This is a genomic window from Pseudomonas sp. WS 5411 (assembly GCF_012985595.1).
GTDB classification, from domain to species: Bacteria; Pseudomonadota; Gammaproteobacteria; order Pseudomonadales; family Pseudomonadaceae; genus Aquipseudomonas; species Aquipseudomonas shahriarae.
The window spans coordinates 304,643-320,026 of sequence record NZ_JAARMC010000001.1 but is presented as its reverse complement, the minus strand read 5'-3'; the positions used below and the strand labels follow the sequence as shown (position 1 = coordinate 320,026).

Annotated in this window: 15 protein-coding genes; 10 read left to right on the top strand and 5 right to left on the bottom strand. The window is 61.8% G+C overall.

Annotated elements, in window-relative coordinates; translation table 11 throughout:
• Together HBR93_RS01440 and HBR93_RS01435 are read right to left on the bottom strand one after the other, a co-directional pair.
• A complete protein-coding gene (locus HBR93_RS01440) occupies positions 1–429 on the bottom strand; it encodes a DNA polymerase III subunit chi (protein ID WP_057438270.1) in 429 nt (142 codons plus the stop codon).
• A 65-nt stretch (positions 430–494) separates the two neighbouring features.
• A complete protein-coding gene (locus HBR93_RS01435; RefSeq protein ID WP_057438272.1) occupies positions 495–1,985 on the bottom strand; it encodes a leucyl aminopeptidase in 1,491 nt (496 codons plus the stop codon).
• Positions 1,986–2,267: 282 nt separating this feature from the next.
• On the opposite strand from HBR93_RS01435, the gene lptF reads away from it, so the two are divergent.
• The 10 genes from lptF (at position 2,268) to tadA (ending at position 12,761) form a co-directional block, all read left to right on the top strand.
• Positions 2,268–3,386: an LPS export ABC transporter permease LptF gene (gene lptF / locus HBR93_RS01430; RefSeq protein ID WP_057438274.1), complete on the top strand. Its 1,119-nt coding sequence runs from the start codon at positions 2,268–2,270 to the stop codon at positions 3,384–3,386.
• Positions 3,379–4,458 (top strand): LPS export ABC transporter permease LptG, encoded by a 1,080-nt coding sequence (gene lptG, locus HBR93_RS01425; protein WP_115128928.1) that lies wholly within the window; start codon positions 3,379–3,381, stop codon positions 4,456–4,458. The genes lptF and lptG overlap by 8 nt, the downstream gene beginning before the upstream one ends.
• A 152-nt stretch (positions 4,459–4,610) precedes the next feature.
• Positions 4,611–6,410 carry a translation elongation factor 4 gene (lepA, locus tag HBR93_RS01420; protein WP_003210439.1) on the top strand — a complete coding sequence of 600 codons (1,800 nt, stop codon included), beginning with the start codon at positions 4,611–4,613 and terminating at the stop codon, positions 6,408–6,410.
• 5 nt (positions 6,411–6,415) lie between these two features.
• Positions 6,416–7,270, top strand: a complete 855-nt coding sequence (lepB, locus tag HBR93_RS01415) for a signal peptidase I (protein WP_057438278.1) — start codon at positions 6,416–6,418, stop codon at positions 7,268–7,270.
• Positions 7,271–7,424: 154 nt separating this feature from the next.
• Positions 7,425–8,114 (top strand): ribonuclease III, encoded by a 690-nt coding sequence (rnc, locus tag HBR93_RS01410; protein ID WP_029297476.1) that lies wholly within the window; start codon positions 7,425–7,427, stop codon positions 8,112–8,114.
• Entirely contained in the window at positions 8,107–9,009 is a 903-nt protein-coding gene (gene era, locus HBR93_RS01405) for a GTPase Era (RefSeq protein ID WP_029297473.1), read from the top strand. The genes rnc and era overlap by 8 nt, the downstream gene beginning before the upstream one ends.
• A gap of 166 nt (positions 9,010–9,175) precedes the next feature.
• Positions 9,176–9,865, top strand: coding sequence for a DNA repair protein RecO (gene recO / locus HBR93_RS01400; RefSeq protein WP_057438280.1), 690 nt, complete (start codon positions 9,176–9,178; stop codon positions 9,863–9,865).
• A 51-nt stretch (positions 9,866–9,916) separates the two neighbouring features.
• The gene (pdxJ, locus tag HBR93_RS01395; RefSeq protein WP_057438282.1) at positions 9,917–10,660 is read left to right on the top strand and encodes a pyridoxine 5'-phosphate synthase; all 744 of its coding nucleotides are present in this window, start codon (positions 9,917–9,919) and stop codon (positions 10,658–10,660) included.
• 230 nt (positions 10,661–10,890) lie between these two features.
• On the top strand, positions 10,891–12,270 hold the full coding sequence (locus HBR93_RS01390; protein WP_057438284.1) for a multicopper oxidase family protein: 1,380 nt from the start codon (positions 10,891–10,893) through the stop codon (positions 12,268–12,270).
• A complete protein-coding gene (gene tadA / locus HBR93_RS01385) occupies positions 12,270–12,761 on the top strand; it encodes a tRNA adenosine(34) deaminase TadA (protein WP_057958555.1) in 492 nt (163 codons plus the stop codon). The genes HBR93_RS01390 and tadA overlap by 1 nt, the downstream gene beginning before the upstream one ends.
• A gap of 85 nt (positions 12,762–12,846) precedes the next feature.
• Here tadA and cmoB read toward each other — a convergent pair whose 3' ends face one another.
• The 3 genes from cmoB to HBR93_RS01370 form a co-directional block, all read right to left on the bottom strand.
• The gene (cmoB, locus tag HBR93_RS01380; protein WP_057438288.1) at positions 12,847–13,803 is read right to left on the bottom strand and encodes a tRNA 5-methoxyuridine(34)/uridine 5-oxyacetic acid(34) synthase CmoB; all 957 of its coding nucleotides are present in this window, start codon (positions 13,801–13,803) and stop codon (positions 12,847–12,849) included.
• Entirely contained in the window at positions 13,800–14,543 is a 744-nt protein-coding gene (gene cmoA / locus HBR93_RS01375; RefSeq protein ID WP_057438290.1) for a carboxy-S-adenosyl-L-methionine synthase CmoA, read from the bottom strand. Before cmoA ends, cmoB begins: the two co-directional genes overlap by 4 nt.
• A 192-nt stretch (positions 14,544–14,735) precedes the next feature.
• On the bottom strand, positions 14,736–15,383 hold the full coding sequence (locus HBR93_RS01370; protein WP_057958557.1) for a lysoplasmalogenase: 648 nt from the start codon (positions 15,381–15,383) through the stop codon (positions 14,736–14,738).
• Position 15,384: the final 1 nt, after the last annotated feature.

Below are 15,384 nucleotides of genomic sequence, written 5' to 3'. Positions count from 1 at the left end.
TCAGAGTCGCTGTAATCGGTGATCTTGCAGAGAATAGCCCTGTTCGCGGTAGAAACGGAAACTCTCACGCGCGGCCTGACGAATAGCCGGATCTTCCACCACCACTTCCGCGACCCGGGCAAACCCCTTGGCGAAGGCTGGCACTTTCAGATCCAGGTTGACCAGCAGGTCATGGTGATCGCCACAACTGTCGCCCACACCCAGCACCACCTGGCTGTCCGGCTCCGATTCTGCGGGGCCGTGGGGCACGAAGCTCTCGCCCTTGAAGCGCCACAGGCGGGCATCGAGGTCGTCACGCTGGGCGGCATCGCTGCAGTGCAGGTAGATGCGGTGGCCCATGCGCCAGGCCTTTTCCGTGAGTTTGCAGGCAAAGTCCAGGCGAGCCGACGGATCGGCGCTGGGCAATATATAGAAGTCGACTTGGGTCATTACATTTCCAGGCAGGCACGCAAAAACCTGTAGGAGCCTGTAAATCGGCTCCTACAGGGTTGCGTTTAGGCTTTGGCGCGATCCAGCAGGTACTGGGTCAGCAACGGCACCGGACGGCCGGTAGCGCCTTTGTCCTTGCCACCGCTGGTCCAGGCGGTGCCGGCGATATCCAGGTGGGCCCAGTTGAAGTTCTTGGCAAAACGCGACAGGAAGCACGCCGCCGTGATGGTGCCGGCCTTTGGCCCGCCAATGTTGGCGATGTCGGCGAACGGGCTGTCCAGTTGCTCCTGGTACTCATCGAACAGGGGCAACTGCCAGGCGCGGTCGTCGGCCGCCTTGCCGGCGCTGAGCAATTGCTCGACCAGCTCGTCGTTGTTGCCCAGCAGGCCCGAGGTGTGGGAGCCGAGAGCGACGATGCAGGCGCCGGTCAGGGTGGCGATATCAATCACTGCCTGGGGCTTGAAGCGCTCGGCGTAGGTCAGGGCATCGCACAGCACCAGGCGGCCTTCGGCGTCGGTGTTGAGGATTTCCACGGTCTGGCCGCTCATGGTGGTCACGATATCGCCTGGGCGGGCAGCACCGCCGCTCGGCATGTTTTCGGCACAGGCCAGGATGCACACCAGGTTGATCGGCAGCTTGAGCTCCAGCACGGCGCGCAGGGTACCGAACACACTGGCGGCGCCGCCCATGTCGTACTTCATCTCGTCCATGCCGGCACCCGGCTTGAGGCTGATGCCGCCGGTGTCGAAGGTGATGCCTTTACCGACCAGGGCGAACGGTTTGTCGGCTTTCTTGCCGCCGTTGTATTGCATGACGATCAGGCGGGGCGGCTGGTCGCTGCCCTGGCCCACGGCATAGAACGAGCCCATGCCCAGTTCTTTGATCTTCTTCTCGTCGAGGACTTCGACTTTCAGGCCCTTGAATTCTTTGCCCAAGGCCTTGGCCTGTTCACCGAGGTAGGTCGGGTGGCAGATGTTGGGTGGCATATTGCCCAGGTCGCGGGTGAACGCCATGCCCGCAGCGATGGCCTGGGCGTGGGTGGTGGCGCGCTGTACTTCAGCCTGGGCGGCCTTGATGGTCAGCAGGGTGATTTTCTTCAGGGCGCGGGGTTCGGCTTTCTGGCTCTTGAACTGTTCGAACGTGTAACCACCGTCCAGTAGGGTTTCGGCCAACAGGCGGGTCTTGCCGTAGCTGTCGCGGCCCTTGACCACGATTTCGTCCAGCGCCAGTGCCGCATCGCTGCCGCCCAGGCCCTTGAGGGTGTTGAGGATGGCGCTGATGATCTTGCGGAACGGGCGGTCGCCCAGTTCGGCATCCTTGCCCACACCCACCAGTAACACGCGGTCGGCTTTGAGGTTCGGCAGGCCTTGCAACAGCAGGCTTTGCCCGACTTTGCCGGCCAGGTCGCCACGCTTGAGCACCGCGCTGATGGCGCCACCGCTCAGTTCATCGACTTGTTTGGCGGCCGCGCCGAGCTTGCGGCCTTCGCCGATGGCGACCACGAGGGTGGCGGTCTTCAACGTTTCGGGGCTAACGCTTTTTACAACCAATTCCATGTTCGGGTCCCTTATATAAGGTCAAAGAGCCTGGAGTCTGTACTCCGGCCTGTGGGCTGGGCCGCCTGTAGACGGCCGCGACAAAGCCCGCAGTTTGTACCGCGTCGCCCGAGCCTGACAACCCTTGACGCCAGCTTTGTGCATGGGTGTGAGCAAGCTCCGTGACAGGCGCGGACAATCACAGGATAATGCGCCATCTTTTTCGCCGGCCCGTGTCAACGGGGCGACTTGATATGCTTGCTTGTTTGGCCGCCTTAGCCTGACAACCCTGGAGTGTCTGGTTTGATCGTCTTCCGTTATCTGTCCCGCGAAGTTCTGCTGACCCTGAGTGCCGTGAGTGCGGTACTGCTGGTCATCATCATGAGTGGTCGTTTCGTCAAATACCTGGCCCAGGCCGCCTCGGGTGCCCTGGATCCGGGCTCGTTGTTCCTGATCATGGGGTTCCGCCTGCCTGGCTTCTTGCAGCTGATCCTGCCCCTGGGCCTGTTTCTCGGGATCCTGCTGGCCTATGGCCGGCTCTACCTCGAAAGCGAGATGACCGTGCTGTCGGCCACCGGCATGAGCCAGCAGCGTCTGCTGGCCATGACCATGGTCCCGGCCACCGGCGTAGCGCTGGTAGTGGCCTGGCTGAGCCTGAGCCTGGCGCCCCAGGGCGCCATGCAATTTCAACTGGTGCTCAACAAACAGGACGCGATGACCGAGTTCGACACCCTCGAACCGGGGCGCTTCCAGGCGCTCAACGACGGCACCCGCGTAACCTACACCGAGCGCATGACCGACGATCGGGCCAACCTCGGCGGTGTGTTCATCTCCGAGAAGCGCCTGGGCCAGGACAAGAAAGACCGAGGCATTTCGGTACTGGTGGCCGATAGCGGGCGCCAGGAAGTGCGTCCGGACGGCAGCCGCTACCTGATCCTGGAAAACGGCTATCGCTACGACGGCAGCCCCGGCCAGGCCGACTACCGCGCCATCAAGTACGAGACCTACGGGGTCATGCTGGCCCGGCCGGATGTGAGCAACGAGGTCACTGACCGCGATGCCATCCCGACCTCAGCCCTGATCGGCAGCAAGGAACTGCGCTCGATTGCCGAGCTGCAATGGCGTATTTCCCTGCCACTGCTGGTGTTTATCGTCACCTTGATGGCGGTGCCGCTGTCCCGGGTCAACCCGCGCCAGGGCCGCTTCCTCAAGCTGCTGCCGGCGATCCTGCTGTACATGGCCTACCTGACCATCCTGATTTCCGCTCGTGGCTCCCTGGAGAAGGGCAAGCTGTCGCCGACCCTGGGGCTGTGGTGGGTCCACGGCATCTTCCTGGTGATTGGCCTGGGCCTGCTGTATTGGGAACCGATTCGTTTGAAAATGCAGAGCCGTCGCGGCATGAAGGAGATGGCTCGTGGGTAAGTTGGATCGCTACATCGGTAGCAGCGTACTGGTCGCCATCCTGGCGGTATTGGGCATCATCCTCGGCCTGGCGTCGTTGTTTGCCTTCATTGATGAAGTGGGCAACGTCACCGATACCTACACGGTCACTGACGTACTGAGCTACGTGGCGCTGACCGCCCCGCGCCGGCTCTACGACATGATGCCGATGGCCGCACTGATCGGCTGCCTGATCGGCCTGGGCAGCCTGGCCAGCAACAGCGAGCTGACCATCATGCGCGCCGCCGGGGTGTCCATTGCCCGTATCGTCTGGGCGGTGATGAAACCCATGCTGCTGCTGATGGCCGCCAGCGTGCTGATCGGCGAATACGTGGCGCCACCGGCGGAAACCACCGCCCAGGCCAACCGTGCGCTGGCCCAGGGCTCGGGCGATGCGCAGAGCTCCAAGCGGGGCCTGTGGCACCGCCAGGGCGATGAATTTATCCACATCAACGCCGTGCAACCCGGTGGCCTGCTGGTGGGGGTGACCCGCTATCGCTTTGATGAAGAGCGCCACATGCTGTCGTCGAGCTTTGCCAAGCGGGCACAGTTCAATGACAACCAGTGGGTGCTGAGCGATGTCACCACCACCCATTTCCGCAACCCCGGTAAAGGCACCGAGGCCAGCACCGAGGTGATCAACGAGCCGACACAGACCTGGGACATCGCCCTCAAGCCGGAACTGCTCAATACCGTGGTGATGATCCCGGAAAGCCTGCCGATCTCCGGTTTGTGGAGCTACATCCACTACCTCAAGGACCAGGGCCTGAACAACGGCCGCTACTGGCTGGCATTTTGGGTCAAGGTGTTGCAGCCGGTGGTGACGGCTGCCCTGGTGCTGATGGCGATTTCGTTTATTTTCGGCCCGTTGCGCTCGGTAACCCTGGGCCAGCGAGTATTTACCGGGGTATTGGTCGGTTTCACCTTCCGCATTGCCCAGGACCTGCTGGGGCCGTCGAGCCTGGTATTCGGCTTCTCGCCGCTGTTTGCGGTGCTGGTGCCGACCGGCATCTGTGCCCTGGCCGGGTTCTGGCTGCTGCGGCGGGCCGGTTGATCCGCGGTTGTTGAACAAAAAATGCCCCATTCGCAAGAACGGGGCATTTTTGTTATTGGTCGTCAAAGATGACGTCTGGCCTGAGCATCAGGTACAATTCCCGGCTATTTTTCAGCGGGCAATCTGCCTGCAGCCTTTTTGAGTGTTGATCCGTGAGTGATTTGAGTCATATCCGCAATTTCTCCATCATCGCCCACATTGACCATGGTAAGTCGACGCTGGCCGATCGATTCATCCAGATGTGCGGCGGCCTTGCCGAGCGTGAAATGGAAGCCCAGGTCCTGGACTCCATGGACCTCGAACGCGAGCGCGGGATCACCATCAAGGCCCACAGCGTTACCCTGTACTACACCGCCAAAGACGGTATCAAGTACCAGCTGAACTTCATTGACACCCCGGGCCACGTCGACTTCACCTACGAAGTCAGCCGTTCCCTGGCCGCCTGCGAAGGCGCGCTGTTGGTGGTGGACGCGGGGCAGGGCGTTGAAGCCCAGTCCGTGGCCAACTGCTACACCGCGATCGAGCAGGGCCTGGAAGTCATGCCGGTGCTGAACAAGATCGACCTGCCACAGGCCGATCCGGACCGTGTGAAGGAAGAAATCGAAAAAATCATCGGCATTGACGCCACCGACGCCGTCGAGTGCAGCGCCAAGACCGGCCTGGGTGTCGACGAAGTGCTCGAGCGCCTGGTCAAGACCATTCCTGCGCCAACCGGTAACTACGAAGATCCGCTGCAAGCGTTGATCATCGACTCCTGGTTCGACAACTACCTGGGCGTTGTGTCCCTGGTACGCGTGCGCCATGGCCGGGTGAAGAAGGGCGACAAGATTCTGGTCAAGTCCACCGGCAAGATCCACCTGGTGGACAGCGTCGGTGTATTCAACCCCAAGCACACCGCTACCACTGATCTGAAAGCCGGTGAAGTAGGCTTCATCATCGCCGGTATCAAGGACATCCACGGTGCGCCGGTCGGTGACACCCTGACCTTGAGCTCGACGCCTGATGTCGACGTGCTGCCAGGCTTCAAGCGCATCCAGCCCCAGGTCTACGCCGGCCTGTTCCCGGTCAGCTCCGATGACTTCGAGGATTTCCGCGAAGCCCTGCAAAAGCTGACCCTCAACGACTCGTCGTTGCAGTACACCCCGGAAAGCTCCGACGCCCTGGGCTTCGGCTTCCGCTGCGGGTTCCTGGGCATGCTGCACATGGAAATCATCCAGGAGCGCCTGGAGCGCGAGTACGACCTGGACCTGATCACCACCGCGCCAACCGTTATTTTTGAGCTGGCGCTGAAAACCGGTGAAACGATTTACGTCGACAACCCGTCCAAGCTGCCGGATCTGTCGTCGATCGAAGACATGCGCGAACCGATCGTGCGCGCCAATATTCTTGTGCCGCAGGAACACCTGGGCAACGTCATTACCCTGTGTATCGAAAAGCGTGGCGTGCAGCACGACATGCTGTTCCTCGGTACCCAGGTCCAAGTGACCTACGATTTGCCGATGAACGAAGTGGTCCTGGACTTCTTTGACCGTCTCAAATCCACCAGTCGCGGCTATGCTTCGCTGGATTACCATTTCGACCGTTATCAATCGGCCAATCTGGTGAAGCTCGATGTGCTGATCAACGGCGACAAGGTCGATGCCCTGGCGCTGATCGTGCACAAGGATAATGCGCACTACAAAGGTCGCCAGTTGACCGAGAAGATGAAGGAACTGATTCCGCGCCAGATGTTCGACGTTGCGATCCAGGCCGCCATTGGCGGGCAGATCATTGCGCGGACCTCCGTCAAGGCTCTCAGAAAGAACGTACTGGCCAAATGCTATGGCGGCGACGTCAGCCGTAAGCGCAAGCTGCTTGAGAAGCAAAAGGCCGGTAAAAAACGCATGAAGCAAGTGGGTAACGTGGAAATTCCACAAGAAGCCTTCCTTGCGGTGCTCAGGTTGGATAGTTAGGTCCTATGTCACTAAATTTCCCGCTGTTGCTGGTCATCGCCGTTGCCGTCTGTGGCTTCCTGGCGCTGCTCGATCTGCTGTTCTTCGCCCCGCGTCGCCGGGCGGCCATCGCGTCCTATCAGGGCAGCGTCAGCCAGCCCGATGGCGTGGTGATCGAGAAGCTGAACAAAGAGCCCCTGCTGGTTGAATACGGCAAGTCGTTCTTCCCGGTGTTGTTCATCGTGCTGGTGCTGCGCTCGTTTCTGGTAGAGCCGTTCCAGATTCCTTCGGGTTCGATGAAGCCAACCCTGGATGTGGGCGACTTTATCCTGGTGAACAAGTTTTCCTACGGGATCCGCTTGCCGGTGATCGACAAGAAAATCATCGAGGTGGGTGATCCGCAGCGCGGCGATGTGATGGTGTTCCGCTACCCAAGCGACCCGAACGTCAACTACATCAAGCGTGTGGTCGGCCTGCCGGGTGACGTGATTCGCTACACCAGCGACAAACGCCTGTTCGTCAATGGCGAGTCGGTGGCTGAGAAACTCATCGGTGCCGAGCCGAATACCCTGGGCAGCGCCGAGCTGTACGAGGAAAAACTCGGGGCGGTAGAGCACCAGATCCGCAAGGAAATGAGCCGCTACCGTTCGCCGCCCGACAACCAGTGGACCGTGCCTGCCGGGCACTACTTCATGATGGGCGACAACCGCGACAACTCCAACGACAGCCGCTACTGGGATGATCCAAGCATTCCCAAGGAGCTGCTGGGCATGGTTCCGGACCAGAATATCGTCGGCAAGGCCTTCGCGGTCTGGATGAGCTGGCCCGAACCCAAACTCAGCCACCTGCCGAATTTCTCGCGGGTGGGGCTGATCAAGTAATCCATGCGGCGCTGTGAACACAGCGCCGAATGCTTTTCTGGGGCTTGGACATTGGTCCGGCCTCGAGCGATACGCAGCATTGCCAGGATTTGAATTTGAACACAGCGTTAATCGTCGATGGCCTTTGCCGCCACGTACTGAAAGTAGGTAAACCGTGAGCGTTTCTTTGAGTCGTCTTGAGCGTCAGCTCGGCTACACCTTCAAGGACCAGGAATTGATGGTCCTTGCCCTCACACATCGCAGTTTTGCCGGGCGCAACAATGAACGCCTGGAATTCCTCGGTGATGCCATTCTCAACTTCGCCGCTGGCGAAGCCTTGTTCAACCGCTTCCCCCTGGCCCGTGAAGGCCAGCTGTCGCGCCTGCGCGCGCGCCTGGTGAAAGGCGAGACCCTGGCCGTACTGGCCCGTGGTTTTGACCTGGGCGAGTACCTGCGCCTGGGGTCCGGCGAGTTGAAAAGCGGCGGTTTCCGTCGCGAGTCGATCCTGGCCGATGCCCTGGAAGCCCTGATCGGCGCGATCTATCTCGATGCCGGGATGGAAGTGGCCAAGGAGCGGGTCATGGCCTGGCTGGCGTCGGAAATCGACAGCCTGACCCTGGTGGATACCAACAAGGATCCCAAGACCCGCCTGCAGGAATTTTTGCAGTCGCGCGGCTGCGAACTGCCACGCTACGAAGTGGTGGATATCCAGGGTGAGCCGCATTGCCGTGTGTTCTTCGTCGAATGCGAAGTCACCTTATTGAACGAAAAAAGCCGAGGTCAGGGTGTGAGCCGTCGTATTGCCGAACAGGTAGCGGCCGCTGCAGCACTGATTGCCCTGGGCGTGGAGAATGGCCATGACTGATTCAACCGCAACACGCTGTGGCTATGTTGCCATCGTCGGCCGTCCCAACGTGGGCAAGTCCACGCTGCTCAACCACATCCTCGGGCAGAAGCTGGCGATCACCTCGCGCAAGCCGCAGACCACCCGCCACAACATGCTGGGCATCAAGACCGAAGGCAACGTGCAAGCGGTCTATGTCGATACCCCGGGCATGCACAAAGGTGGCGAGAAAGCCCTGAACCGCTACATGAACAAGACCGCTTCGGCGGCGTTGAAAGACGTCGACGTGGTGATCTTCGTGGTTGACCGCACCAAGTGGACCGATGAAGACCAGATGGTCCTCGAGCGTGTGCAGTACGTCACCGGCCCTTTGATCGTCGCGCTGAACAAGACCGACCGCATCGAAGACAAAGCCGAGCTGATGCCGCACCTGAGCTGGTTGCAGGAACAACTGCCGAACGCCCAGATCATGCCGATCTCGGCCCAGCACGGGCACAACCTCGAAGCCCTGGAGCGGGTGATCGCCGGCTACCTGCCGGAGAACGAGCACTTCTTCCCGGAAGACCAGATTACCGACCGCAGCAGCCGCTTCCTCGCCGCTGAACTGGTACGCGAGAAAATCATGCGCCAGATGGGCGCCGAACTGCCGTACCAGATCACCGTGGAAATCGAAGAGTTCAAGCAGCAGGGCAAGACCCTGCATATCCATGCGCTGATCCTCGTCGAACGTGACGGCCAGAAGAAAATCATCATTGGCGACAAGGGCGAGCGCATCAAGCGCATCGGCACCGAGGCGCGCAAGGACATGGAATTGCTGTTCGATTCCAAGATCATGCTTAACCTGTGGGTGAAGGTTAAGGGTGGCTGGTCCGATGATGAGCGTGCACTGCGCTCCCTGGGCTACGGCGACCTGTAATCAGCCTTTAGTAACACCGCAGGACAAAGTGTGGGAGCGGGCTTGCTCGCGAATGCAATGGATCAGTCACCAGATGCTTTGGCTGACCCACCGCATTCGCGAGCAAGCCCGCTCCCACATTGGATAGTCGTTGTTTTCCAGACCGTGTTCCCGCAGCGAGAACCCCATGTCCCCAACCCCACCCCCCAGCCAACCCGCCTACGTCCTGCACAGCCGCGCCTACCGCGAGACCAGCGCCCTGGTGGACTTCCTCACGCCCCAGGGCCGGCTGCGCGCGGTGTTGCGCAGCGCGCGGGGCAAGGCGGGCACGCTGGCGCGGCCATTCGTGGCCCTGGACGTGGAGTTTCGCGGCAAGGGCGAGCTGAAAAACGTCGGCCGCCTGGAAAGCATCGGCACCTCGGCCTGGCTCAATGGCGAGGCGCTGTTCAGCGGCCTCTACCTCAATGAACTGCTGATCCGCCTGCTGCCCGCCGAAGACCCGCACCCCGCGGTGTTCGATCACTACGCTGCGACCTTGCTGGCCCTGGCCGAAGGCCGCCCCCTGGAGCCGCTGTTGCGTGCTTTCGAGTGGCGTCTGCTCGACGACCTGGGCTACGGTTTTGAACTGAGCAACGACCTGCACGGCGAGCCCATCGCCAGCGACGGCATGTACCGCCTGCAGGTGGATGCCGGCCTGGAGCGCGTCTACCTGCTGCAACCCGGCCTGTTCCAGGGCACCGAGTTGCTGGCGATGGCCGACGCCGACTGGAGCGCCCCCGGTGCCTTGTCTGCGGCCAAGCGCCTGATGCGCCAGGCCCTGGCCGTGCATCTGGGCGGTCGGCCGCTGGTCAGTCGCGAGTTGTTTCGAAAGCCCTGACATCCCCGTGTATGCTGTGCGCCGATTCTTTCCCTTTTCAGGAGCGCTTCCGTGACCACCAGCAATCGCATTCTTCTTGGCGTCAACATCGACCACGTCGCCACCCTGCGCCAGGCCCGGGGCACTCGCTACCCTGATCCGGTCAAGGCCGCGCTGGATGCCGAAGAAGCCGGCGCCGACGGGATCACCGTGCACCTGCGCGAAGACCGCCGGCACATCCAGGAGCGCGACGTACTGGTGCTCAAGGATGTGCTGCAAACGCGCATGAACTTCGAAATGGGCATCACCGAAGAAATGATGGCCTTCGCCGAGCGCATCCGTCCGGCGCATATCTGCCTGGTCCCGGAAACCCGCCAGGAACTCACCACCGAAGGCGGCCTGGATGTCGCCGGCCAGGAAGCGCGGATCAAGGCGGCAGTCGAGCGTCTGTCGCAGATCGGCAGTGAAGTCTCGCTGTTTATCGACGCCGACGAACGGCAGATCGAAGCCTCGCGCCGCGTGGGCGCCCCGGCCATCGAGTTGCACACCGGCCGCTACGCCGATGCCACCACCCCCACCGAAGTGGCCGAAGAACTGCAGCGCATCATCGACGGCGTGGCCTGTGGCCTGCGCGAGGGCCTGATCGTCAACGCCGGCCATGGCCTGCACTACCACAACGTCGAAGCCGTGGCGGCGATCAAGGGCATCAACGAACTGAACATCGGCCACGCGCTGGTGGCGCACGCGCTGTTCGTCGGTTTCAAAGGAGCGGTTGCCGAAATGAAAGCGCTGATCCTGGCTGCCGCCAAGCCCTAATCAACGCTGGGCTTGTGTGGGAGCGGGCTTGCCCGCGATAAGGGCGTTTCAGTCGATACCTCTATTGACTGACACAGCGCTATCGCGGGCAAACCCGCTCCCACACAAGCTTGCTCCCACATAAGGCCTTTCCCACATGCGGCAATGCGAAGCCTTACTGTTTAGCCGGTAGGGGTGTATCGTATTTGCCCTTTGCGGGCCTTGGGCCTGCGCAGATTTGTGAGGTTGTTGTGTCCCGATCCTTTTCCCGTCGACAAATCCTTGGTGGCCTCGTCGGCCTGGCAGTCGTGGGTGTCGGTGCCGGTGGCGCCTATCGCTACTGGCTGGGGAAAGTCGCGGACGCCAGCGCCGGGCGCGATTACGAGTTGATCGCCGCACCGTTGGACGTGGAACTGGTGCCGGGACACAAGACCGAGGCTTGGGCCTTTGGCCCTTCGGCGCCGGGCACCGAGTTGCGCGTACGCCAGGGCGAATGGCTGCGGGTGCGCTTTATCAACCATCTGCCGGTTGCCACCACCATCCACTGGCACGGCATCCGCCTGCCCCTGGAAATGGACGGCGTGCCCTACGTCTCGCAACTGCCGGTATTGCCCGGTGAGTATTTCGACTACCAGTTCCGCGTGCCGGATGCCGGCAGCTACTGGTATCACCCCCATGTCAGCAGCAGCGAAGAACTGGGTCGTGGCCTGGTCGGTCCGTTGATTGTCGAGGAGCGCGAGCCCACCGGCTTCCAGCACGAACGCACCCTGAGCTTGAAAAACTGGCATATCGACGAGCAGGGTGAGTTTGTCGAGTTCAGCATCCCCCGCGAAGCAGCCCGTGGCGGTACGGCCGGGCGCCTGTCGACCATCAACGGTGTGCCGCAGGCGGTCATCGACCTGCCTGCCGGGCAAATCACCCGGGTGCGCCTGCTCAACCTCGACAACACCCTGACCTATCGCCTGAATATCCCTAACGTCGAGGCGCAGATCTACGCGCTGGACGGCAACCCCATCGAGCCACGGCCCCTGGGCAAGGAATACTGGCTGGGCCCGGGCATGCGCATCTGCCTGGCAATCAAAGCCCCGCCGGCCGGCGAAGAGCTGTCGATCCGCAATGGCCCGGTGCGCCTGGGCACCTTCCGCTCGGTGGCCAACACCGACGCGCCCGGCGAGTGGCCACCAGCGTTGCCGGCCAACCCGATTGCCGAGCCCGACCTGGCGAATGCCGAGAAACTCAACTTCAATTTCGAATGGGTCGGCTCGGTCTCGGTCGATGTCGAAAACAGACCGCCGAGCCTGTGGCAGATCAACGGCCAGGCCTGGGATATCACCGACAAGACCTGCGCCGACCGCCCGATTGCCAAGCTCGAGTTGGGCAAGAGCTATATTTTCGAACTGAAGAACATGACCCAGTACCAGCACCCGATCCACCTGCATGGCATGAGTTTCAAGGTCATCGCCTCGAACCGCCACAAAGTCACGCCGTACTTCACCGACACCTACCTGCTGGGCAAGAACGAACGCGCTCGCGTGGCGTTGGTGGCGGATAACCCTGGGGTGTGGATGTTCCACTGCCATGTGATCGACCATATGGAAACCGGCCTGATGGCCGCCATCGAGGTGGCGTGATGCGCCAGATACGCCCGACGGCGATTATCGACCGCAGCCGCGACCAGGACTTTATGCGCGAAGCCCTGGCCCTCGCCGCCCAGGGCGCGGCCCTCGGCGAAGTGCCGGTGGGTGCGGTGCTGGTGCAGGACGGCGAAATCATCGGGCGCGGCTTCAATTGCCCGATCAGCGGCAGCGACCCCAGCGCCCACGCCGAGATGGTCGCCATCCGCGCGGCGGCCCAGGCCGTCAGCAACTACCGCCTGCCGGGCAGCACCCTGTATGTGACCCTGGAACCGTGCAGCATGTGCGCCGGGCTGATCGTCCACTCGCGCATCGCGCGGGTGGTGTACGGCGCGTTGGAGCCCAAGGCGGGGATTGTGCAAAGCCAGGGGCAGTTCTTTACCCAGGGCTTTCTCAATCATCGAGTGATGTATGAAGGCGGGGTGTTGGCCGAGGAGTGCGGAGCGGTGTTGAGTGAGTTCTTCAAGGCGCGCCGGGCTAAACCCTGACCTCAATGTGAGAACCGGATCAATGTGGGAGCAGGCAAGCCAGCTCCCACATTTTTGATCTGCATTTTCTCAGGGCGATTGGGGGTTACTTCTTGGCGATAATCACCGCGCGCATCGGCGCCGGCAGCCCTTCAATCGTCTTGCTGTGATCCTCAGGGTCGAGGAAGTCACTCAGGGACTGATACTTCATCCACTCTGTCCCGCGTTGTTCCTCGACCGTGGTCACGCTCACATCCACGCAGCGTACCTCAGTGAAGCCGGCACGCCGCAGCCATAGCATCAGCGCCGGCACCGAAGGCAGGAACCACACATTACGCATTTGTGCGTAACGGTCTTCCGGCACCAGTACCTGTTGTTGATCGCCCTCGATCACCAACGTTTCCAGCACCAACTCGCCGCCCTTGACCAGGCAATCCTTGAGCGCCAGCAAATGCTCGATCGGCGAGCGGCGGTGGTAGAACACGCCCATGGAGAACACCGTGTCAAAACCTTCCATGTTCGGCGGCAGGTCTTCGAACGGGAAGGGCAGGTGCCAGGCGTTGGGCGCCGACAGGTAGCGCTGCACCGCCTGGAACTGGCAGAAGAACAACCAGTTGGGGTCCACGCCAATCACACTGTCGGCGCCGGCGCCGAGCATGCGCCACATGTAGTAGCCGTTGCCACAGCCCACATCGAGGATGCGCTTGCCCGCAAGGTTCAGGTGCGGCGCGACCCGCGACCATTTCCAGTCCGAGCGCCATTCGGTGTCCACATGCACCCCGAACAGGTTGAACGGACCTTTGCGCCATGGGCTCAGGCCCATCAGCGCGGCATGCATCTGCTCACGGGTTGCGTCATCGCAATCGGTGTCGAGGGTCAGGCCGTTCAGCAGGTCGACTTCGCTTGGCAGGATCTTGGGCAGCGCGTCCAGCGCACTTTGCCAGCGCGCCAGGTCGCCATGGCCCTTTTCCATTTTTGCATCGAGTTGTGCTTGCAGGCCCTGGGCCCACACGGCCAGGGGAGTGCCGACCAGATGGCGGGCGAGGGGGGACAGATCAATCATGGCAAGGCAATCAACGAGGCAAAGTTAAGACACTGGAACCACGGCACGACTTTCGAGAACCCGGCCGCCAGCAGGCGTTCGCGGTGTTCTTCGAGGCTGTCGGGCTTCATGACGTTTTCGATGGCGCTGCGCTTCTGGGCGATTTCCAGTTCGCTGTAGCCGTTGGCGCGTTTGAACGCTACGTGCAGATCGGTGAGCAATGCATGTTCTTCGGGATCATTGAAGCGCAGTTTTTCCGAGAGAATCAGCGCGCCACCGGGCAGCAGCGATTGGCGAATCCGCCCGAGCAAGGCCAGGCGCTCCTCGGGGGCGATAAATTGCAGGGTGAAATTCAGCGCCACCACCGAGGCCGGCTGAAACTCTAGGGCGAGGATATCGCCTTCGATCACCTCCACCGGCAGCAGCTCCTGGAACATCGAGTCCTGGCCGTTGAGGTATTCGCGGCAGCGCTCGACCATCGCCGCCGAGTTATCCACAGCGATCACCCGGCAACCGTCGGTGCGCACGTGGCGACGCAGGGCCTGGGTCACCGCGCCCAGGGACGAACCCAGGTCATACAGCACGCTGCCCGGCTGGGCAAACTGCGCCGCCAGCACGCCGAGGTTCTCGACAATCGTCGGGTAACCGGGCACCGAGCGCTTGATCATGTCCGGGAACACCCGCACCACGTCCTCGTTAAAGGCGAAGTCCGGCACCTGGGGCAAGGGCTGGGCGAATAGGCGATCGGGTTCTTTGCTCACGGCTGTTCCGGCGACGAAGTGGAAAAGGCCGGCATTTTAGCCAACTTGGCCGAGCGATGCGCGCCTTCTCTGATCTGTGGCGAGCGGGCTTGTTGTGGCGAGCGGGCTTGCCCGCGCTGGATTGCGCAGCAGTCCCATCTAGGGGGCCGCTGCGCGCCCCAACGCGGGCAAGCCCGCTCGCCACAGGGGGAGTCAGGTCAGGGGCGTGCGGCGCGGCTGGGAAAAGGCCGAGGCGGTGATGCCCCACTGTCCCAACCAGTAGGTGATGATCAACAGGTACGGTGCGGCATCGAAGGTCACCACAAAGCGGTTGATGCCGATCAGCGTGTCGGAAAACACAAACAACGCCGCGCCGACGGCCGCCAGCTGCGCCGAGCGCTTGGGCACGTCGCTGCCCAGGCGCGCCAGTGCACGCCAGAGCATGGCGCTGATCACCAGCGCATACACCACCACCGGAATCAGCAAGTCGCCCAGGCCGTGGGATATCAGGATGCTCAACAGGATCGCCCCAACCCCCAGGGCCAAGGCCAGCGGCAACAGGGCCGGGCGCCGGCAGTCGCTGAAGTAGGCTTTGAGATACGCCAGGTGCGCGAACAAAAACGCGCCCAGGCCGAAGATAAACAGGTCGCCAGGCCAGGCCAGCAACACATCGCCCACCACGGAGAAAATCAACCCCAGGCTGATCCAGCGTCGATAGTCACTGGGCGGCGCATCATGCAGCCAACCCAACAGCGCCAGTACCGGTAGCGGCTTGACCAACAGGCACAGCAAGGTGGCATGCGTGCTCAGACCGTAGATAAAGGTACCCGCACCCATCAACGCAAGAATCATCCATGGCATA

What these genes read in the sequence shown, in the direction of transcription:
- HBR93_RS01440 (WP_057438270.1), bottom strand. Translation starts at nt 429, where the DNA reads ATGACCCAAGTCGACTTCTATATATTGCCCAGCGCCGATCCGTCGGCT.
- HBR93_RS01435 (WP_057438272.1), bottom strand. Translation starts at nt 1,985, where the DNA reads ATGGAATTGGTTGTAAAAAGCGTTAGCCCCGAAACGTTGAAGACCGCC.
- lepB (WP_057438278.1), top strand. Translation starts at nt 6,416, where the DNA reads ATGTCACTAAATTTCCCGCTGTTGCTGGTCATCGCCGTTGCCGTCTGT.
- era (WP_029297473.1), top strand. Translation starts at nt 8,107, where the DNA reads ATGACTGATTCAACCGCAACACGCTGTGGCTATGTTGCCATCGTCGGC.
- recO (WP_057438280.1), top strand. Translation starts at nt 9,176, where the DNA reads ATGTCCCCAACCCCACCCCCCAGCCAACCCGCCTACGTCCTGCACAGC.
- tadA (WP_057958555.1), top strand. Translation starts at nt 12,270, where the DNA reads ATGCGCCAGATACGCCCGACGGCGATTATCGACCGCAGCCGCGACCAG.
- cmoB (WP_057438288.1), bottom strand. Translation starts at nt 13,803, where the DNA reads ATGATTGATCTGTCCCCCCTCGCCCGCCATCTGGTCGGCACTCCCCTG.
- HBR93_RS01370 (WP_057958557.1), bottom strand. Translation starts at nt 15,383, where the DNA reads ATGCCATGGATGATTCTTGCGTTGATGGGTGCGGGTACCTTTATCTAC.